This window comes from Vibrio sp. 970 (genome assembly GCF_033339075.1).
Window position 1 is genome coordinate 1 of the sequence record NZ_JAWOTW010000015.1, and the last position, 21,942, is coordinate 21,942.

Annotated in this window: 16 protein-coding genes; 3 read left to right on the forward strand and 13 right to left on the reverse strand. The window is 42.8% G+C overall.

Annotation, left to right across the window (positions count from 1 at the left end):
• Positions 1 to 512, reverse strand: a 512-nt coding sequence (locus R7Q11_RS19205) for a hypothetical protein (protein ID WP_225466633.1), incomplete at its 3' end; no start/stop codon positions are given.
• A gap of 152 nt (positions 513 to 664) precedes the next feature.
• The gene (locus R7Q11_RS19210) at positions 665 to 2,101 is read right to left on the reverse strand and encodes an arylsulfatase (protein WP_225466634.1); all 1,437 of its coding nucleotides are present in this window, start codon (positions 2,099 to 2,101) and stop codon (positions 665 to 667) included.
• A 247-nt stretch (positions 2,102 to 2,348) separates the two neighbouring features.
• Between R7Q11_RS19210 and R7Q11_RS19215 the strand changes: the two genes are divergently transcribed.
• Positions 2,349 to 3,866, forward strand: a complete 1,518-nt coding sequence (locus tag R7Q11_RS19215; RefSeq protein WP_005377761.1) for an arylsulfatase — start codon at positions 2,349 to 2,351, stop codon at positions 3,864 to 3,866.
• Positions 3,867 to 3,973: 107 nt separating this feature from the next.
• Here the strand turns inward: R7Q11_RS19215 and R7Q11_RS19220 are convergent, their stop codons facing one another.
• From R7Q11_RS19220 to R7Q11_RS19230, 3 genes are all read right to left on the reverse strand, one after another.
• Positions 3,974 to 4,972 (reverse strand): HAD family hydrolase, encoded by a 999-nt coding sequence (locus R7Q11_RS19220; RefSeq protein ID WP_005385672.1) that lies wholly within the window; start codon positions 4,970 to 4,972, stop codon positions 3,974 to 3,976.
• Positions 4,973 to 5,134: 162 nt separating this feature from the next.
• On the reverse strand, positions 5,135 to 6,232 hold the full coding sequence (locus R7Q11_RS19225; RefSeq protein ID WP_225466635.1) for a hypothetical protein: 1,098 nt from the start codon (positions 6,230 to 6,232) through the stop codon (positions 5,135 to 5,137).
• Between the two features lie 53 nt (positions 6,233 to 6,285).
• Entirely contained in the window at positions 6,286 to 7,611 is a 1,326-nt protein-coding gene (locus tag R7Q11_RS19230; protein WP_225466636.1) for an anaerobic sulfatase maturase, read from the reverse strand.
• A gap of 238 nt (positions 7,612 to 7,849) precedes the next feature.
• Here R7Q11_RS19230 and R7Q11_RS19235 point away from each other — a divergent pair, with 238 nt between their 5' ends.
• Entirely contained in the window at positions 7,850 to 8,578 is a 729-nt protein-coding gene (locus R7Q11_RS19235) for a formylglycine-generating enzyme family protein (protein ID WP_373920819.1), read from the forward strand.
• A 46-nt stretch (positions 8,579 to 8,624) separates the two neighbouring features.
• Here the strand turns inward: R7Q11_RS19235 and R7Q11_RS19240 are convergent, their stop codons facing one another.
• Positions 8,625 to 10,955 (reverse strand): tetratricopeptide repeat protein, encoded by a 2,331-nt coding sequence (locus tag R7Q11_RS19240; RefSeq protein WP_225466637.1) that lies wholly within the window; start codon positions 10,953 to 10,955, stop codon positions 8,625 to 8,627.
• Positions 10,956 to 11,343: 388 nt separating this feature from the next.
• On the opposite strand from R7Q11_RS19240, the gene R7Q11_RS19245 reads away from it, so the two are divergent.
• Positions 11,344 to 12,909, forward strand: coding sequence for an arylsulfatase (locus tag R7Q11_RS19245; RefSeq protein WP_225466638.1), 1,566 nt, complete (start codon positions 11,344 to 11,346; stop codon positions 12,907 to 12,909).
• Positions 12,910 to 13,098: 189 nt separating this feature from the next.
• On the opposite strand, the gene R7Q11_RS19250 is transcribed toward R7Q11_RS19245, so the two are convergent.
• The 7 genes from R7Q11_RS19250 to R7Q11_RS19280 form a co-directional block, all read right to left on the reverse strand.
• Positions 13,099 to 14,520: an aspartate kinase gene (locus R7Q11_RS19250; protein ID WP_031780981.1), complete on the reverse strand. Its 1,422-nt coding sequence runs from the start codon at positions 14,518 to 14,520 to the stop codon at positions 13,099 to 13,101.
• 88 nt (positions 14,521 to 14,608) lie between these two features.
• Positions 14,609 to 14,995: an ectoine synthase gene (locus R7Q11_RS19255; protein ID WP_005377769.1), complete on the reverse strand. Its 387-nt coding sequence runs from the start codon at positions 14,993 to 14,995 to the stop codon at positions 14,609 to 14,611.
• A 14-nt stretch (positions 14,996 to 15,009) separates the two neighbouring features.
• Positions 15,010 to 16,275 carry a diaminobutyrate--2-oxoglutarate transaminase gene (gene ectB, locus R7Q11_RS19260; protein ID WP_017820939.1) on the reverse strand — a complete coding sequence of 422 codons (1,266 nt, stop codon included), beginning with the start codon at positions 16,273 to 16,275 and terminating at the stop codon, positions 15,010 to 15,012.
• A gap of 34 nt (positions 16,276 to 16,309) precedes the next feature.
• Positions 16,310 to 16,843 carry a diaminobutyrate acetyltransferase gene (ectA, locus tag R7Q11_RS19265; RefSeq protein ID WP_005393379.1) on the reverse strand — a complete coding sequence of 178 codons (534 nt, stop codon included), beginning with the start codon at positions 16,841 to 16,843 and terminating at the stop codon, positions 16,310 to 16,312.
• Positions 16,844 to 17,157: 314 nt separating this feature from the next.
• Positions 17,158 to 18,816, reverse strand: coding sequence for a BCCT family transporter (locus R7Q11_RS19270; protein ID WP_005377772.1), 1,659 nt, complete (start codon positions 18,814 to 18,816; stop codon positions 17,158 to 17,160).
• Between the two features lie 192 nt (positions 18,817 to 19,008).
• A complete protein-coding gene (locus R7Q11_RS19275; RefSeq protein WP_025766719.1) occupies positions 19,009 to 19,758 on the reverse strand; it encodes a 3'-5' exonuclease in 750 nt (249 codons plus the stop codon).
• Positions 19,755 to 21,635 (reverse strand): DUF294 nucleotidyltransferase-like domain-containing protein, encoded by a 1,881-nt coding sequence (locus tag R7Q11_RS19280; protein ID WP_005377775.1) that lies wholly within the window; start codon positions 21,633 to 21,635, stop codon positions 19,755 to 19,757. The genes R7Q11_RS19275 and R7Q11_RS19280 overlap by 4 nt, the downstream gene beginning before the upstream one ends.
• Positions 21,636 to 21,942 lie beyond the last annotated feature (307 nt).

The following is a 21,942-nucleotide window of genomic DNA, read 5'->3' on the forward strand; positions in this document are numbered from 1 at the left end:
AGCCACTCATCGCTTATCTTGAGTGCGTCACCTTGAATCGTGACACTAGGAACTTCAAACTGGTTTTCGTATCCATCGCCGCCATCAAGAATATCCACCGTTAATATAGCATCGGGATTCAACCGCTCAGGAGCCTGAGTCTCAGAAGTTGGGTTCTCTCTTTCTTGCACTGCTGGCCTAGTAACATAGCCATTAGAAACGAGTTGCTCAGGTAAAACAGCGCGAATATAGGCAACAAAACTTAACCCGCCAGAAGACTCACTAAAATCTCGAACGCTCTGATTAAAAGTGGATTCAATACCGTTTTGAGATGCAATTAAAAGATCATTCGAACTCGATTCATCCTCACTTGTTGTATCTTCATTAAATGCAATATCGAGAATGTCAGTATTAAGAACAACCACCTCTACTTCTGGAACTAATTGTTCGTTAGGCAACATTTGGATCCAAGAACCGTCACTTAAAACCGCCCAAAGAACATTACCGACTTGAATGTAGAGTATTGGCTGCATAATTCGCCCCATATGAAACAACGAACTTTAAGTATGGTCGACGAATGTGACTGTTCAAATGAAACTAGAAAAAACATGGCCCTAAATGGCTCTAATGAGATATTGAACCAAAAACATACCTCATGTATGCGAGAAAGAGCCATTGGGGTAAACTACTTCTGGCGTAACCCATCCACTGGAAATTGATTGAAATTCCCCTTGCTACAATCGGGCTTATATCCAAATGGAGCAGGGAAAGGAATCGTATCGCAGCTTGTTGCAACGGAAGATTCAAACTTTACTCTCTTTCCTATCATGATAGGAAATAACCATGTGGCATTATTTCTTAAATCAAACTCCTCTTTAGGGTCATCAATCAAATTGTATATTTCAGGGATCTGTAATGAGCGCCCTTTCTCCGGCATGATATCTTGATCAATAAAGTGCATCTTGTAATTTTCCCACTTATAAGCGTAGGTTTCAGAGCCATTGTTAACGATAAAACCATCTCGATTAGACTTTTCACTATCTCCCTTTAAAAAGGCCCACTGATCAATACTATCTATTGTTCTATCGCTTGGTAATTTGTATCCACCGACATGAGAAAGTGAGGCAAATAGATCCACAACATGGATAATTTCATCACTCACTCTGCCCGGTTTGATGTGGTGAGGCCAAGAGGCAATAAATGGTGTTCGGAGAGAGCCTTCAAGAGCCGTAAAGTACGCACCACGCCATGGTCCGCTAGAGCCTTGGTATGGCATATGCCACTCTGGACCGTTGTCAGAAAACCAAATCACTAGTGTATTGTCTTTAATTCCTGCTTTTTCTATTGCACCAATAACTTGCCCAGCTCGAAAATCTATCTCAGCTAACACATCTGAGTAATTTCCTTTGCCTGTTTTACCAATAAAATCAGGATGAGGTAGCGTCGGTAAATGTGGTTGAGTAAAAGTAATTACAGAGAAAAATGGCTTATTCTCTTTCACATTTCGATTTATAAAATCTGTGGCATGTTCAACTAGCTCACTGTCAATCGTTCTACGTGAGTCCAAATTATATTCTTTGACCCCTTTAGGATCCTGCCCTGCTCTAGCTGAAAGGATTTGAGGTTTAGGTAATATAGCTTTATAACCGGGTTGAGAGCTATATTCTGACTCATCCGTCGTATTTGCAATGCCATACCATTCATCAAAGCCTTGATCCGTTGGAAAGCGCCCTTTTTGGTCTCCCAAATGCCATTTCCCGTAAAGGCTCGTGTTATATCCTTGTTCCTTAAACTTCTCTGCAATGGTTATCTCCCAGTTCACCATACCGTAAGGCACTCCCCAAACAACCTTATCTGTCCCAGATCTAAGCGCTCGCCTCCCCGTCATGAATGAGGAGCGAGTTGGCGTGCATTGCGGTTCCACATTAAAATTAGTAAGGCGTACACCTTCTCTAGCAAGTTGATCTAAGTTTTTAGTTTCAACACCTCTGGTACTCCCATAGGAACTTAGTTCCCCCCACCCAAGGTTATCAACCAACATTACCACGACATTTGGTGTCTCTTCCGCAACCACTTCTAACGGGATACATAGAAACAGGATAGTTGCTAGTTTATTTTTCATAGTGTCGCCTTTCATTGAAATTTAATCCTGTAAGTGCGTCTTATCACACTTAAAACACACTAAAGTCTAGTCCATGTTAGTTAACATTTTTGAAAAACAGGGATTACTTGGAAGCAACAAAAAACCTCTACTATATTCAACTGACTACATTGTCTCATTTGGTGTCATCTCACTCGACTTCGCCATGATGAACACAATTAGTAACGTTATATAACGATAATGGATTCATTTATCGCGGAGGATTTTCATGCGAAACTCGATTAAAAAGGTAATGGCATTGGTCGGTACATTAGCTGCGTCCACAGCCTTTGCTGCCGATAAGCCCAACATCCTTGTGTTCTGGGGTGACGATGTAGGTGTATACAACATTAGTGCGTATCACAATGGTATGATGGGAGGGAAGACTCCTAACATTGATAAAATCGCCAATGAAGGTGCCATTTTCACAGACGCTTACGCACAACAGAGTTGTACTGCCGGACGAGCCTCATTTATTCTGGGTCAACATCCGTTTCGTACCGGTCTATTGACTATTGGTATGCCCGGCGCAAAAGAGGGTATTCAATCGAAAGATCCTACTATCGCAGAGTTACTTAAAAATCACGGCTATGTGTCTGGTCAGTTTGGTAAAAACCACCTTGGTGATCAAGATGAGCACCTACCAACTAACCATGGGTTTGATGAGTTCTTTGGTAACCTATACCATTTAAACGCGGAAGAAGAGCCTGAGTCTGAGTTTTATCCAAAAGATCCAGAGTTTCGTAAAAAATTCGGACCTCGAGGCGTGTTGAAGGCGACTGCGGATGGCAAAATCGAGGACACAGGTCCCCTTACTCGTAAGCGTATGGAAAACGTAGACCGAGAGTTCATGGATGCTAGCTTGGCATTTATGGAAAAAGCAGTAAAAGAAGACAAACCATTCTTTATTTGGCATAACTCAACCCGTATGCACGTCTGGACACATTTGAGTGAAGAATATCAAGGGAAGTCAGGTTACGGCTTATACGCCGATGGCATGATGGACCTAGATGATCAAGTAGGTGTCATGCTTGATAAACTTGAAGAGCTAGGCGTAGCAGATAACACCATTGTTGTTTTTAGTACTGATAATGGCGCTGAGAAATTTACCTGGCCAGATGGTGGTACTACACCGTTCAAGGGCGAAAAAGGTACGACTTGGGAAGGCGGATTCCGCGTTCCGATGATGGTACGCTGGCCTGGAAACATTAAACCAGGAACGGTTATCAACGATATCTTTTCACAAGAAGACTGGATGCCAACTCTACTAGCAGCTGTGGGCGAACCTGATGTGAAAGAAAAACTATTGAAGGGTCATAAAGCAGCGGGCAAAACCTTTAAAGCACATTTAGATGGCTACAACCAACTTGATCTGCTGACTGGTAAAGCTGATGAAGGCGCACGCAAAGAAATCTTTTACTTCGATGCTGGTGGTAATTTAAACGCCGTTCGTTATAAAGACTGGAAGATCCACTTCAGTATTATGGAGGGTGCCATTAATGAGGCATACCGCAAAACACCTAGTTGGCCTTTGATTGTAAACCTTCGTATGGATCCATTTGAGGTCGGTCCAGATGCAGCACTTTACGTCAGACATTTTTACGCTGATCAAATGTGGATGTTCGTTCCTGCTCAAGCTATCGTGCGTAAGTTCCTAGAGACATTTAAGGAGTTCCCTGCAACGAAAGGTAGCTCGTTAAGTATTGAAAAAGTGGTAGAAACAATGACACAGCAACCTAGAAACTAGACCCTAGGTATCGAAGCTACTGTGGAATTAACTAAGGCCTCAATTGTGAGGCCTTTTATTTCGTTGCAATTGTTTGGTTGCAGCAATTTATGGTCAAACAAAGATTATCATTTAGTGCTCTCTTTAAACACTTGATTCCAATCTTGTTTCATATCGACAAATAGCCAACCTTGCTCTTCACCTACTTTAAACGATTTATCTAACTTACCAACATGAGAATCTTTATCATACGCCCATTCGCGCTTGTCATCCGTGTGATGGATAATCGCAGAAAATCTTGGACCTGAACCTGCTTTCGTCCACTCTAACATCTGTAAATCACCATCAGAATTACCAAACGCCATTACCGGACGTTTGCCAATGAAGTTTTGGATCGTCACAGGCTTTACTGCTTTGTCATTGACAAAGTCTATTTCCGGCATGCGTTGGATGGTAGGTTTTCCATCAACACTTTGATATTCCGCCTTTAACGTCGTTCCCACGATGTTTTGCGTTGGAATGCCGTATACTTCCGGCGCCCAAACGCGCATAAATTCAATTCCGCCTCCAGAAACGATGTAGGTCTGATAGTCGTTAGCTCTTAAATAGTCGAGCAGTTCGAGCATAGGTTGATAGACCATTTCAGTGTATGGTCTACCCGTTGTTGGATGGACAGCCGTTTTCAACCATTCCTTAACTTCTTGATGAAACTGTTCAGTAGACATTCCAGAATGGGTTGCCATAACAAGCTTCATTACACCTTCGAGTCCTTGTTTACCAATCCCCTCCATGTCACCTTTTAATGCGGAAGCAAAGGGTTCGGTTGTCTTCCAATCAGGATGCTCAGAGGCCATTTCTTTTACTCTATCGATCGCAAAAAACAACTGTAGATAAACAGGCTTTTCTGCCCAAAGTGTTCCATCATTATCAAACGTCGCGATTCGTTGGCTTTCAGGAACATAGGAATCCGAACCTTGGGTCGTTGTTTTCGTAACAAACGCCATAATAGCTTGCTTAGCGTCAGTGTTGTTCCATGACGGAAGTGGATCTTGCATATCAGCAGCAACAGCGTAACTAGACAGAGCAAAACCTGTTGCTAAGACAATCGTCTTTAACTTTATAGCCATCTTAATTCCTTATATTGAGGTGCTAGGTGCGAATCCAATCAAAAGTATAGTTCAATTGAAACAGGCGCATATTGAACTGACATATCCAACGGCCACCAAAGAGTGACACCGTCACTAAATTGGTTCACTATTTTATTGAAATAGGAACATGGAATTTACCGATTAGAGTTTAAGTTCATTGGCTTCAACTGATGTAGAGGCACTTTTACGTCCCTTTTTCTGGTTGAGCTCTTCAATAACATAGTCGGGAGCGACCTTCGTTAGCTCTGTTAAACAGTCATCCGTTTTAGGGTTGCCGTATCTGACATAGATGTCACACACGGCATACAATTGTTCTGGAGCACCGGATATCAAATACGCTTGCTCAAAAGCGTTGACAGACTTCTTCAAGTCTAACTCTTCTTGCAGAACACCATTTAAATACCAAAAGTAACTGTTCGTCTTTGCCATCGTCGCAGCTTTGTCTATTTCAAACGCCGCTTCTTTCTTTTTGTCTAATCTAACCAAAGCGAGAGATTTAGAATAATGCAGCGAGGCATCTTCTGAATTTAGCTTGATACCCTCGTCAAGCACGTTGATAGCTTTTTGGTCTAGCTGTTGCGCTCGGAAGTTGTCTGCATAGCTTAACCAAACTTGAGAGTTGTTTGGCTCAAGCTTAGTTAACTCTGGGTATATCAGCGCCGCTTTATCCCAATCACGATGCCAACGGTAAACGTCTGCAAGTAATAACTTGGAAACATTATCGTTCTTACTGGACAAGTGTACTGTCAGCTCTGAAACAGGCCCTTCAAGTGACTGCTGTTGCTCTGAACTCAAATTGGCGTAATCTCGAACGAGGTTAATCGCTGCTGTAATTCGCACCATGGCGGCGTCATCACTCAATAATGGTGAAATCAAACGCCAACGGTGCTCAATCATATATGGTTGTGCTCCCACGATCGCAGCTTCGCGAATACCTGCATCTTCATCCTGCAACCCACGCGCAACTGCAACCAATGCATTTTGGCTTGGATAGTTGGCTAACTCACGTAAAGCATCAATACGTTTTTCTGAAGACAACTTTTTATTTTGCGCATCATAAGACAGCTTTTCGACTCGTTGCGCCGGTGTCATTTGAGCTTCTTGTGGAGTGACAACCGTTGTCGGCGATACTTGATCTGGGTCTAGCAATGTTGTTTCTTGTGCCACCACGGCTTGACTCGTAGCAATGCCGATCGAGATCACGAGTAATGATTTAGAGAGCAGCTTAATTTTTTGCATTCAATAACCTATATTCTTTCATTTCCGGGCCTGTAGCAGGCGTAGTGACTATCTTAAAACTTCATTTCAAACACAGTCTGTGTTTGAGTAGCTTGCTGGCGTAGAATCTGGTCACTGTATTTACCGTGAACCACTGGGTTACCTGTCGCTCGTAAGATGTACGCCATCGACTGATCAACATGGGTAAAAAACTTCTTCCAACCCGCGCAGAGATAATTAAGACCAGGCTCACCTTGCCTAGTACGGATAAAACGGTTTTTGGGACATTCTCCAAAACATGCAAATTGATAATCACATTGAAGGCACTGTTGGGGCAGCGTACGACTTTTAGCAAACCCAAATTTCTGCTGCTCAGAGCTATAAGCGAGCGTATCGAGCTTTTCGTGATGAATGTTTCCAACCTTATATTCTGGGTACACGTAATGATCACACGCAAACACATCACCATTAGGCTCCATTGCTAAGCCTTTCCCGCAGATTTCACCTAACGTACACAGTGGGTTTTTTCTGCCCATCCAGGTTTCGATACTGGCTTCAAAGTACTGAACAAACACGTTGCCGATATCGTGTAAAACCCATTCATTGAAAATCGCGATCAGAAAATTTCCCCATGCTTCATCCGCAACGCAAAAAGGCTCAACAACGGCATCTTTATGATCTGGGATCAACCGTTTATCTCCTTGCTTTAGTTGCTCGTTTGGCTCCCAAGTTTGAGGGGCGGTTGTTCTGAATGTTTTCTGATCAACTATTGGAATAAACTGCATTTGAGGGGAGCGTACTTCATCTCGCAAGAATCGGTACACTTCAAGTGGGTTACGGCTGGTCAAGTTGTTAACACAAGTGAGCGTAGCAAACTTTACTTCGTGCTTATGTAATAGTTCAACCGCATTCATAACTTGCCGGAATGTGCCTCTACCAGCTCGGTTTGTTCGATAAGCGTTGTGCATCATTTCTGGACCATCAATGCTTAAACCGACGAGAAAGTTGTTCGCCTTTAAAAACTCACACCATTCATCGTTAAGCAGTGTGCCATTAGTCTGGAGATCATTGGAGATCGTAATGCCATCGGGACGGTATTTATTCTGTAGCTCAACAATTGTCTTGAAATAATCCAAACCTAGCATTGTCGGCTCACCACCCTGCCAAGAGAAAATGATTTCAGGTGTATTCTGTCCCGCTATATATTGGCGGATATAGGTCTCTAGCGTTTCCTCATCCATGACTGGTGAGCAGCCTGGCTTGTACTCAAGTAAATCTTGTTTGCTTAGGTAATAACAATAGGTGCAATCGATATTGCACACTGCACCGATAGGTTTCGCCATGACATGTAATCGCTTGGATGCTTTCCCATTGAACTGCGGACCTTGAGTTATGTGCATTCATCACCTTCTTAGTTGCTAGCCTGCGCCCAACGGCGTTAAGACTAATCATTAAGTTAATCGCCTAGTGTGATGATAATGTTCAATTATTCGTGGCGCTTGTTATAGTGTGTATAACTGTTTTTCATAGACTTGCCTGATAAAATTTTTTGATCATAAATGTTGATGGAGCTCCCCTATGAAGCATTCCAAAAGTAATACTCTTTACCTTGGTGCCACTATTTCGATTTCGCTAATTATGACTGGATGTGCAACAACACAACCTAGCCCTCTTGCTCAAAAAATCGATCAAGATATGGTTCTTATTGAAGGTGGACAATTTATGATGGGCTCGGATAATCCATCAGCAAATAAATCCGAGCGCCCGGCTCGTACCGTTCGCGTGGATGATTTCTATTTGGCAAAATTTGAGGTAACCCAAGAGTTATTCGAATCGGTTACAGGATCTTCTCTGAGCTATTTTAGAAACCCAAATACGCCCGTAAATAACATTAGCTGGCAACAAGCCAATTATTTTATAAAGAAATTGAATGAAAAAACGGGAGAGCACTATCGTTTACCCACCGAAGCAGAATGGGAGTTTGCAGCGAAAGGGGGGAATCTAAGTCAAGGATTCACTTACGCGGGGTCTGATGATATTAACGACGTTGCCTGGTATGCCAGTAACTCAAACAATAAGGCACACAAGGTAGGTCAGAAAAAACCGAATGAGCTTGGCTTATACGATATGACGGGTAATGTTGGTGAGTTTGTTATTGATGCGTTTGATGAAGGCTATTACAAATCAGCACCAAGTGATAATCCGGTAAACGCAAAAGATGAAAAAGAAAGCCTGGCACACAAGTCTGTACGAGGTGGTAGCTTTGCCTATGATGCTGACGAATCCGAAAACTATCGTCGCGATTTTGCTAGCCAGTCAGTCATCATGTCCGACATGGGGCTGAGATTAGCGAAAGACGCTGATTAAACTAAGTAAGAAAAAAGTGGAGCGATAAAAGCTCCACTTTTGGTAATTAGCTCCTATTGACCCCAACAATAGAGGCTTTAAGCTGATCAATAGCTTGCTTAGGTGCATAGTGACTAAGCTCTTGTATGCACCTATCGAAAGCAAAAGCGACAGCACCTTTTTTATGATTTCTCGCTAGAACCTCGCATTGAGCAAACAAGTGTTGTGGATTGCCACCGACTTCAAATGCTGTATGCAACGCTTTACTGGCTTCTAGAACATCGCTTTTTTCTAAAGCTAGACCGTACACGTACCAATAATGCGCATTAGTTTCACCAACTTCTGCGGCGCGTCTAAGTAGCTTTTTCGCATCATCGGCTTTGCCTTGACGTAACAAAGAAAGACCTGCGCTGTATGGTAATGTGCTGGATTTAGGTTGAGCTTTCATCCCTTGTTGTAGCACCGTGAGCGCAGCTTCTTCTTTACCTAGGTGACGATACAAATCTGCTAGGTTAACGTAGCTATTTTCGAAATAGGGTTCGATGCTGATCGCTTGTTTATACAGCTCGGCCGCTTTGTCGATTTCACCTAAGCTGCGGTACACATTCGCCAAATTGGTTCTTCCGAAACCACGATCGGCATTAAACCCTTGAATTTCCATGTACTCTTCTAAAGGCGATTTAATGATATCTTTTTGTAAAGGGGTCATTTGTGCGTAGTTCGCTACCAGCACCGAGGCAGCTTCCGCTCTCACTGAAAGCACCGGGTCACCAAGCAATGGCTCTAGAATCCGCCACCGATCATGAAATTCATAACCAGACGAGCCTGAAATTGCCCCTAATCGAACCATTTCATTCTCATTCTTAACGGCCCTAGCCAAAGATACTGTTGTATTTTGGTCAGTATTGCCCCCCATTCTCTCCAGGGCTGAAGCACGAATAATGTCTTTTAACGACGAATCCTGAGCAGAGTATGCCAACGCATTTGCTGCTCCTTGATGACCAATTGAATCCGCATAAAATGCGACAGCAAAATGTTGCTGATTACGATACTTCGAATTCGGGTACCATTCTGCTATCTGTTCATCGGCCCATTGATTGCTTTTATCTTCATGGCATGACATGCAAACATTGGGCGTTCCAATATGTTTGCTCAAATCCGGTCGTGGAATATGCCAACTGTGGTCTCTACGAGGATCGACTTGCATGTAAGTCGTTTCTGGCATGTGACAAGTCGTACATTGCGATGCTTCAGATCCAGCCTTATGAAAGGTATGCTTTTCAGGTGTATATTCCGATGCAATATGGCATTGCGAACATACTGCCTCTTCTGGGATCGTTAACTCTGCCGTGTGTGGATCATGGCAATTAGTGCACGTGACCCCCTTCTCCGCCATTTCAGATTGAAGAAACGAACCATAAACATAATCTTCGTCGTAAATCTGTCCATCATGATAGTAGAGTTCAGGTGTTATAAGACTTAAGCGATATTTATCAAAAAAAGAACCTTTAACATGATCACCTGTTTCATTTAACTGGGTTCGGCGACTATGGCATTGAGCGCATGTTTGCACTTGATTGGTTGCTTCAATTGATTTCGGCTGTAACGTACTATGGCCTTCCTCAAACACCCAATCCGACACTGCTTTAGACAAATTTCGATCAAAGCCATAATGGCTGTCATGCTCAAAAGAAGTGCCAGCATTTTTGTATTTCTTGGCCAGTTCTATGTGCTGACTAGCGGGACCATGGCATGCTTCGCATCCCACATTAATCTCTGACCATGAGCTGTTGTAAGTGTTTTTGTCAGCGTCGTAATTCTTCTTTAGGTTCGTTGAATGGCAATCAGCACACATGAAGTTCCAATTTTGCCCGGTATTGGTCCAATAGAATTCATCCGTTGTTGTCGTTTCTGGATAAAGATGAAACCAACGCTGTCCCCCTTCAACTTTAGCTCTTGTGTCCCAAGCAAAAGGAATAAGCTGCACGCGGCCATCTTCAAACTCGACCATGTACTGCTGTAATGGCTCCCAGCCAAATGTATAGCTGATCTTATAGTCACGCCATTGCCCGTCAGCACCTTGAATATTGACCCAAAATTCGTCGCCTTTTTTAAAAAAACGATTAGGCATTCCTTTGTGCGTTACAACATGGTTATCAAAATCACCACGCACAGAGGTTGTACTTGCATGCTTCATGGCCATATCGTGATGTGACCCTTTCCAGGCCTCCACCTCGTTTTGGTGGCAATCTATACAAGCTTGTGTGCCAGCATATTCTGGATTTAAGCCTGAAGGAATATTTGGTTTCTCTGTGAATAACTCTTGAGAAAAAGCCATAAAACTGACAACAACGTTGACCAGCAATAAAATGCGAAACCGGCCTACCCACTGACTCATAGATATCCTTATATTTATAATGTACAACCTAAATCAATATAGACACTAAATCACTGGTTATACAAATAATTACAAGCAATACATAACGACTTTAGTATTGCTTTAGGACCGTAAAATAAGCGAGCATCCTATTGTTTTTCATTTCCATCCCCTCTTCTACTACGCAATAAAAATAAGGCTCTTAAGTGATCTAAATCTACTTTACGAATCTCTACAAACTAACAGAACAATCCTATTTCTTTTTAATTAACAAATGGTTACAACCTAGCAATAACTTATGGTTATATCGAGTATAAGAGGATTTTTCTATATACATCATTAACTTATGCAGCAACTAAGCATAAGGCTCACTTGTGCTTATCTTTACTCTCAACAATCTGGAGTTTTTATGGCAAATCAATTGAGCAAAATCGCTGTAGGCGCAGGACTGTTAGCGGCGTCCAGTGCTGCTATGGCAGCCGACAAACCGAATATTCTGGCAATTTTTGGTGACGATATCGGCTACTGGAATATCAGCGCATACAACCAAGGTATGATGAGTTACAAAACGCCAAACATCGACCGTATCGCGAATGAAGGTGCGTTGTTCACAGATCACTACGGACAACAGTCTTGTACTGCTGGTCGCGCTGCCTTTATTACGGGTGAAGAGCCATTTCGTACGGGTTTGTTAACAATTGGTATGCCAGGATCTGACCACGGCATACCTGATTGGGCGCCAACCATTGCAGACCTGTTAAAAGAACAAGGTTACATGACGGGTCAATTTGGTAAAAACCATTTAGGTGACCAAGATAAGCACTTACCGACAAAACACGGCTTTGACGAATTCTTCGGTAACTTATACCACCTAAACGCAGAAGAAGAGCCTGAAACTTATTACTACCCTAAAGACCCAGAGTTTCGTAAAAACTATGGCCCTCGTGGTGTCATTAAGTCTTATGCCGACGGTAAGATTGAAGACACTGGCCCGATGACACGAAAACGTATGGAGCACGCAGATGAAGAGTTCCTAGAAAGCTCTTTGGCATTTATGGAAAAATCAGTTAAAGCGGATAAACCCTTCTTTATTTGGCATAACGCCACTCGTATGCACGTTTGGACTCGCTTGCAGGAAAAATACCAAGGCAAATCAGGTGTAAGCATTTATGCCGATGGTATGCTGGAACACGATGACCATGTAGGTGTTTTACTCGACAAGCTGGATGAGCTAGGTGTTGCAGACAACACTATCGTTATCTACTCAACGGACAACGGCGCAGAAACCATGACTTGGCCAGATGGTGGCGCAACACCATTCCATGGTGAAAAAGGTACAACTTGGGAAGGCGGTATGCGTGTTCCTCAACTGGTTCGTTGGCCAGGCGTCATTAAGCCAGGAACCAAGATCAATGAAATGATGGCACACCAAGACTGGTTGCCTACATTATTGGCAGCTGCTGGCGTACCTGATGTAAAAGAAAAACTGGCAGAAGGCTACAAAGCAAATGGCAAAGAGTGGCGTGTACATTTAGATGGTTATAACTTCATGCCATACTTTGAAGGTAAGGAAGAAAAAGGCCCTCGTGAGTCGCTGCTTTACTTTACGTCTAATGGTGAATTAAACGCTGTCCGCTGGAATGACTGGAAACTTCACTTTGCAACGCTTGAAGGGAACCTAAGTAACGCAGTTCGTTTTGCTCCGAACTGGCCTAAAATCATCCATCTACGTGCTGACCCATTCGAAAAAGGCCCAAGCGAATCACAAATGTACTTGCGTTGGATGGCTGACAACATGTGGCTATTTGTACCTGTACAAGACGTTGTGGGAGAGTTCTTTAAAACACTTCCAGAATACCCAATGCAACGTGGCACAGCGATGAACCCTGCTTCACTAAACTACGACTCTCTAAAAATGCAAGAGAAGCTGCAACAACTAGACAAAGTTGAACAAGAAATCAGCAAGTTTAAGTAAACTAAGTTAACGTTAGTTAATCAGTAACATTAAGCCAGCAGACCATTCTGCTGGCTTATGTGTATCGCCACATAGGAACTTACTTAAATCGCCTGTTTAGCCTATACAAAGTGGGCATTGTGAGTACAAACTGAAAAACAAAAAAAGGAGAGCTAACCTGCTCTCCTTTGTATTTTAACCGTGGATAAACTAAGCCACATTAACCGATTTAGCTAAACTGCTACTTTGGAAAAACTCATCATGCAATGCGCAAATCGCGTGCTGGTATTCCTTATCACTGACAACAAATTGCACATTTACATTTCTCAATGATGAGTGCAGTGCAACTGGCGTAACACCATTATTCATCAATGCAAGTACACCTTTTGCCAACGTCTTGTTGGTATCAATTTGTGAACCGATGGCTGAGATAAGCGCGACCATACGGCCTTTAATCGAGGCATTCGGATAACGTTTCTCGGCTTTATACAATACTTTGTTTAAGCTATCAGTACTGCCACCTAGATAATAAGTAATAGAGTTCGCGTTCATCTCTTTACCAACCAAACTTACACGAGCATCGGAGATGATTTCCATCAATTCATAACTAACGTTATCGGCTTTTCCCACCATTGCTTGGTCAAACAAATGCAGTGCAAATACTTTTTCTTTACCTGCGATAATCTCGACTTTGTCTTCTTCTGGGCGGTAGCTTGAAGAGATCAAAGTACCTTCGTGTTCAGGTTCGAATGTATTTTTAATCTGTAGCTCAATACCACTTTCACGCAAACCCGCAGCGGCATTTGGGTGAATCGCTTCCATGCCAAGGTTCGCAAGTTGGTCTGCTACGTCATAGTTTGTACTACCAATTGGTAATACTTTTTCAGGACCAACAACGCGTGGGTCTGCTGAGCTCAAGTGGTACTCTTTGTGAATTACTGCTAAATCCGCTTTTGTTATTGCTGCAATTCGGCTAAATGTCATCTCACTATAACCTCGGTCATAAGTGTGCATTAGGCCCTCTTTACAGTAAGCATAACCTGTCACGATTGGCAGTTCTTTTGATACATCGATATCAGCAAACGCGTCACTGATCGACTCATCAAGGCTTCTTGGCGCTTGATTATCCCAACCAGACAGGTCAACGAACTTAGCGTTAATACCCATATTTTTTAGTTTTAGTGCTGTGTTGTAAGCACTATGTGCCTCACCGATAGACGAGAGAAACTCTCGAATTTGAGGCAAGTACTGGCGCAACGAAAATTGACCGTACTGACAGGTTTCTAAAATATTCGCGATACAGTTTTTCGCTTCAGCAATGCGGGAGCGAATGAATTTATCCGCACGGATACGATTCATTGGGTCCGCAAAAATATTTTCATTGGTCAGCAACATACGGCTTTCAACGTACGCTAACGCTTCTTCCCATTTGTCGTCGCGTTTCGCGATAAGCTGATAAACGCCTGGTTTACTGGTTTTTTTACACTCAAGCAGCGCATCGGTCATACCACCGTATGCAGATACGACAAAAATACGATTGTATGGTGTTTTGGGACGAAGAATAATATTGTCGAGAACAGCATCAAATGCTGTCATTGATGTACCGCCGATTTTTTCTACGGTAAATGTCATGATAAGCCTTTTTTTTGATTGGTAACTTTAAAAAGAAAAAAGAAGAGATAGTTAAGTGTGGGGTGGCAAAGCACCCCACCATCATCTTTTAGTCAACGAGAGGATAAACACCGTTTTCATCGTGCACTTCAGCGCCAGTAATCGGTGGGTTAAACACACACGCCATTACCATTTCTTTATTCTTATAAGCTCTCAAGTAGTGCTCATCGTGTTTATCAAGGATGTATAATGTACCTGGTTTAATTGGGTACGTTTCTCCACCTACAACTTCAATCTCACCTTCACCACTCATACAAAACACCGATTCAAGGTGGTTTTGATAGTGAATATGAGTTTCTGTATCTTCATAAATCGTTGTGATGTGGAAAGAGAAACCCATGTTGTCGTCTTTCAACAACATGCGGACACTTTCCCAGTTATCTGAAACAACACGTCGTTCGCTGTTGCGGCATTCATCTAGAGTTCTGACGATCATAATTAAAATCCTTATTAAGATGCTTGTTTGAAATGTTTCGCAGCGATAGTCTCTACTGCATTTTCAAAGATGCTTAGTCCTTGATCTAGCTCTGATTCGCTGATAGTTAGTGGACAGAAGAACTTCACAACTTCATCGTCTGGACCCGCTGTCTCTATCACCATTCCATTCTCGAAACAGTTTTTCGCAATTTCAGATGCCATGTCACCATTGATACATTCAATACCAACCATCATGCCGCGGCCTTTTTTCTGCACAAACATTTGTGGAAAGCGACGAACACAACGGTCAATAACAGCACTTACCTTGTCTGAACACTGCTTGATGTGTGTTTCAAAATCATCGTTTGCCCAGTAAATTTCTAGTGCTTTTGCAGCAGTAATAAAGGCGTGATTATTGCCACGGAACGTACCGTTATGCTCGCCTGGCTTCCACTGGTCAAGCTCAGGCTTAAGTAATACGACAGCCATCGGCAAACCGTAACCACCGATCGACTTCGATAGCGTCACGATATCCGGTTGGATACCAGACGGCTCGAAACTAAAGAAAGTACCGGTACGTCCACAACCTGCTTGAATGTCATCGACAATCACAAGAATGTCATTGGCTTTACAGATTTTGCTCAAACGTTGTAACCACTCGTTTGAAGCAGCATTTAAACCACCTTCACCCTGCACAGTTTCAAGAAGTACAGCGGCTGGTTTATCCATACCTGCAGAGTTATCATTTAGCATGGTTTCGAACAGCGCGAGACCATCTACGCCAGCGTAACCTTCAAATGGAATACGAGTGACGTTACTTAGGCTAGAACCGTTACCTTGTCTGTGATGCTGGTTACCCGTTGCAGCCAGTGCGCCAGCAGTACAACCATGGAAACCGTTAGTAAACGCAACGACGCTGTCGCGGCCTTTTACTTTTTTAGCCAGCTTCAATGCCGCCTCAACAGCATTAGTGCCTGTTGGGCCCGTAAACTGAACCTTGTAATCCAAGTTTCTTGGTTTAAGGATGTAAGTATCCAACGCTTCCAGAAACGATGCTTTCGCTTCTGAGTGCATATCCAAACCGTGAGTAATACCGTCCATTTCAATGTACTCAAGCAACGCTTGTTTTAGTACTGGATTGTTATGGCCATAATTTAGAGATCCCGCTCCAGCAAGGAAGTCTAAGTATCGTTCACCTTGTTCTGTTTCTAGCCAGCAGCCTTTCGCTTTACGAAAAACGACCGGGAAATTGTTTGAATATGAGCGTACGTTGGATTCCTGCTTTTTGAAAATATCCATGATGAGACCGTTTTTAATTCCTATTGTTTGAGGATTATTTGAGAGGAATGCGATACAAATATTCTGTATCGTGTTTGCCTTTAAAGTGGGCTTCTTCATCCAAAAATGTGCTTACTTGGCCAGAATTGCCGTTCATCGCATCTAACTTTTTGAACAGTGCCCAAGAGGCTTTATTATCTTCCGTGATGGTAGTTTCTACCGATTTAACACCGCCTAATTCCTCTCGGGTGAGAAGTTCTTTCAACATGCGGAATGCTAAACCATGACCTCTAAAGCGAGGTGAGACTGCAACTTGCCAGACAAATAAAACGTCTTGCTCGTCTGGTTTCTGATAACCGGAAATGAAACCTGCGATTTCGCCTTTTTGCTCAACCAAAATACTGGTTTTGCTGAAATGCGTAGACTGTAGGAAATTGCAATAAGATGAGTTCATGTCCAATGGAGGACAGTCTGCAATCAAGCTGTAAATGTCGTCACCATCAGAGATTTTAGGCTCACGAAAAATCCATTTTTTACTTGAGTCTTCTCCAATCTCTGGATAAAGGACCCAAGGTGCTGATGTGATCATGTGAAAATACATATCCTTTGAGGTCTAATTAAATTTCCTTTTTATTATGGGCATCCCTCGCGACTAAAAATCAAATAATCCGCCTTTTTATCGGTATTTTTGTGACATATATCACAAAAACAAGCCTATTAACCAAAAGTTAAAATAGTTCGAGGTCTAATTTATTAAATAGTCACCTAAATGCGCAGTACAAAAAACAACCAGAATAAGACCATTTTCCATGCTGTTCATTTCTCAGAGAAAAATAGAAATCCAAAAAAAAGCGGCATGCTTTCGCATACCGCTTTTATCAATAATTTAACTGCTGATACTAGTTATTTTGATTTCTTAGAAACCGCCTTTGGACGAGGTTCATCCATCAAACCTTTTATCAAAGATACCGTTGCAACAAGCAAAACAATAGTAAATGGTAAACCAGTCGTCACCGCCATTGCTTGAGCAGCAGCTAGACCACCACCCAACATCAATGCAATCGCAACCAAACCTTCAAACGTACACCAGAACACGCGTTGTGGCGTTGGTGCATCGACCTTACCGCCCGCAGCAATAGTATCAATAACCAGTGATCCTGAGTCAGAAGAGGTAATGAAGAACACCACGACTAAGATAATGCCGACAAAAGATGTTATCTCAGCCAATGGCATAACATCTAACATGGCAAAAAGTTTTAAAGGCAGTTCTGCGTTAAACACCGCCTCGTAGCCATCATTAACGTATTGGCTAATTGCGTTACCGCCAAAAGCCGTCATCCATAACACACAAACTGAAGATGGGATAAGAATAACGCAAATAATAAACTCACGAACTGAACGACCGCGAGACACACGTGCGATGAACATACCCACAAATGGTGACCAAGAAATCCACCACGCCCAGTAAAACGCCGTCCAGCCTTGAGAGTAATTCACATCCTCTCGTCCAAATGGCATAGATAAGGCAGGGATATTAGCCACATAGGAAACGATGTTCTCGAAGAAACCAGTTAAAATCGCAATCGTCGGGCCAACAACAATAACAAATAGCAATAGCAGTGCTGCAAGACCCATATTGATTTCAGATAAGATTTTCACGCCCTTATCGAGTCCAGCCACAACAGAGATTAAAGCGAGCGCAGTAATACCAATAATCAATATAACCTGCGTCGTATTGGTCATTGGGACATCAAACAGGAAGTTCAAACCCGTTGCGGCTTGAGATGCACCGTAGCCTAGCGATGTTGCTAAACCAAAAACCGTCGCTACCACTGCAAGAATATCGATAATATGACCAGTCCAACCCCATACACGCTCACCAAACAAAGGGTAAAAAATTGAGCGCATGGTGAGTGGCAAACCTTTGTTAAATGAAAAGATAGCCAGCCCAAGAGCCAAGAGCGCGTATATTGACCACGGATGAAGTGCCCAGTGGTAAATCGTCGCAGCCATCCCTAATGCCGAAGCTGCAGTTGCATCGCCCTCTGCACCACCTAGCGGTGCCCAGTCAGTACGTACACCATTCTCAACGCTCACGCCACCAATCGCAGAACTAAAATGGGACATCGGTTCTGATACACCGAAGAACACGAGACCAATGCCCATACCTGCAGCAAATAGCATTGCCAACCATCCGGCATAGGAGTAATCCGGTGTTGCTTCAGTACCACCGATTCGCACACGGCCCAATGGTGTGAAGATCAATCCGACACAGACAATGACAAAAATATTACCTGAAGCGAGAAAAAACCAGTCTAAATTGTGTAACAAACCCGCTCGTAGGTCTGCAAAAAACGGCTCTACCTGTTCTCGGAATAATAGTGTTATCACAACAAACATGACGATTGCTAAGCCAGAAATTGCAAAAACACGGTTGTGAATATCAAGGCCAAATGGGCCTACCTTTAGCGCAACGTTATCCTGACCAATTTGATAGTCAGTATCTATTGCGTTTACTTTTCCATCGGGGCGTTGAATGCCACCGTTATTATCGGTGCTCACGGATAATCTCCTTAAAAATACGTGACCAAGTTTAAATTACTTTCGTCGGAGTTCGAGTAATGAAACGTCTTCATCACTACCAAGCACATGTTCATAAAACATTGTTCTTATAAGCGGTTACTCAATCCGCCATCATAATCTTAAAGCCCCCTATCTCTCATTGCATTTTATTGTTTTCACCATAAATAACGCCTATTGCCAAACCGAAGATATTGGCATGTTTCGATTAAAGTGATACTGCAGTTGTGCTTGAAACAGCTCCGCAGTTGCTAACGCATCCGTCAGGGCATGGTGAGGTTGATAAGCAGGGAGGCCATATCTTTCACGAGCGTGCCCTAATCGTACAGAACCGGGTTTCTTGCCTTTCAACTTATTGATAAAACCTCTGCATTCACGGCGTTGTATCGCATACTCAATATCTAACGTATCAACAACAGGAAACTGTATCCCCTCTCCTATGCTATTTAGCAAGGCGTTATTAAAGAACTGCCTTTCAATGTTCTTGTAGTGAACAAGTACCACTTTGCCTGACAACGCATCCAATATTTCACCCAAGATCTGAGACAGCTGCGGCGCGTTTTTAACCTCAGAGTCAGTGATACCGTGAATAATGACAGACTCGTGGTTTAACTCTCTGTTTGGGTTAACGACCCAATGAGCAGAGCCATTACATTGAACACGATCAATAGTAAACGGGACAAGTCCGATCGTGAGAATGACATCCTCTTCCGAGTTCAATCCTGTTGTCTCAAAGTCTACCGAGACAAATGGCACTTGTTCAATTGGTGTTTCCCCATTAACCATCGGTGTCGAATAATAGCGTTTGAGCCTCTCGTCTTTCGCTTCTTTAGCGAGTTGCTTGAACAACATTGACCACTCTGGCGTCTGGGATGTATCCAACAACGGATGTTCTTTTTCTGCCTTTTTTGAGAACCACATCATTTGCTACTTCTCTGGTATCGAAACTTAATGAAGTTCTGTGCGTTACTTAGAATTTGAAATGCTGCTTTTAAGTTTCGACGTTCAAATTCAGACATGTTCTCCGGCTCAATATTGTTGTCTGGCTCTTCTCCATTTTCTATATCAAGGGCTTGGTGACGAATTCGAACCATGTAGATTAGCTCCATCGCATCCCTTAAATCCAAACCTCGACCTTTCGGTAAAATGCCAGCATCATTAATGTCATCTAAACGGTCGAAAGAGTTTTGCGATCGCGAACCGATTGCCAGAGAATGCACCCGTATTAAATCGGCCAACGGAGCCGTCCCCCTTCGCTTCAAGTTAATCGAGTTGCGATGACGACCATCTTTCTCCATCACAAAGTCTTTGAAAAAGCCCAGTGGAGGCGTCCTACGTATTGCGTTATACGCCATACAAGCAAGAAAGCGGTTATTTCTTTTCGCTCGTCTCACAATAAAGCTGCTTAATTGCTCCGCCCACTTCACTCGCCCATGCACACCGAGGAGATCAAAAAAGATATTACTATTTAACAATCTCTCAGGGGTTGGATTGTCTATCCAGTTTCCAAAGCATTCTTCCCATTCTGCACGAGTTTTTCGCCATTCTGGGTTGGTAGCCATAATGTCTCCAGTACAATAAGCATAGCCGCATGCCGCTAAACCATCACAAACAAATTTAGCAAACTTTTCAAAGTACTCTCCGTGAATCTCAACGTCATAACTGTTATCGAGAATAAGCGCGTTATCTTGATCCGTTACAATTAGCTGCTCATCCCTCGCCATTGAACCCATTGCGACTAAACAATAAGGAATGGGCGCTGGGCCGAACTCTTGCTCAGCTAATTCAGCGAGGCGTTGTTTGAAACTACTGCCTATAACCGACATGGCTCGACCAATCATGTGCGCGTTGGCATCTTCATTGACCATTCTTACGAAACAGTCTTTTACTTGTTCAGAAACCTGCTTGAGATCCTCGACACTGGTTTGCTGAAAAATAGAGCTCACTAGCAATAGGCTGTTCTGAGATTCGTAACGAACGATGTCCGTCATGCCAATAATTCCTATCGGCTTTTTATCTTTTAAAATTGGTAAATGATGCACGTTGTAACGCAACATGGTTAACATGGCCTCAAACACATAGGCGTTATAATCCAATGAAACCACGTCATAACTCATGACCTCACTCACTGGAATATTGGTATCAATACCCTGAGCTAGTACGCGAATGCAAAGATCGCGATCAGTCAATATTCCAAGCAGCTGTTCGTCATCTTCTTCTGTGAGCTCCTCTGTCGGGCGAATAATGAGCAGAGAGGTGACATTTTCCTCTGCCATTAGTATCGCAGCTTCCTGAATTGAAGCCGTTGCCTCCAGGGTTACTGGATCTCTTGCTAAGATTTTACGTGCCTTAGCGGTGGTAAAGTCATTGCTTTCGGAGCGGCTAGATATTGCGCTTCGCAAACGCGCGCTATCTTCCAGTTCCATGTAGTCCGCAAAGTTTTCAAACTCATCACAAAGTTCATTGAAGATGTTTTCCGGAATACAGTAAACGAGAGTGTCTTCTATCGCTTTGGCTGGCATCCGTACGCGGTTGTTCATCAACAACCCCATCTGACCAAACAGTCCACCAGCATCAATCCTGTTGTAAAGTTCACCTTTACGCCGATAAATCTCTACCGCCCCACTTCTCACCATATACAAGTCGCGGATCGTATCTCCGAAGTTAAGGATTTTTGTTCCTTGCCGAAAGTATGCAACCTCGGCATTGAGAGCAATTTTTCTAAGCTGCTCTTCAGGTAGGTCATCAAAAGGTGGGTACTGGCTAATGAAATTGAGCACTTCTAACTGTTCGGCTTCCATTTTTTATTCCATACGTTGCCTAAACTACAGCGATAAATATCACCCTGAGTGAAATCAAGCAATAAATAAATCTAAGGATAACAGTACCTAACCGATTTCACAGGACCAAGTCTTAATCAAAAATTAGAGCTCTAACCTTTTCATATGTAGAGTTCTAAGCTATCACAGCTTATATCTATGCAAGCGAGTTGAGTTGAAATGTACAAAAAAATTCAAAATAAATTCAACCCTACGTCAGGGCAACGTTATGGCGGATAAAAACACATCACAAGCAATTGTTTTAAATATAAAAAACAAGAATTGAACA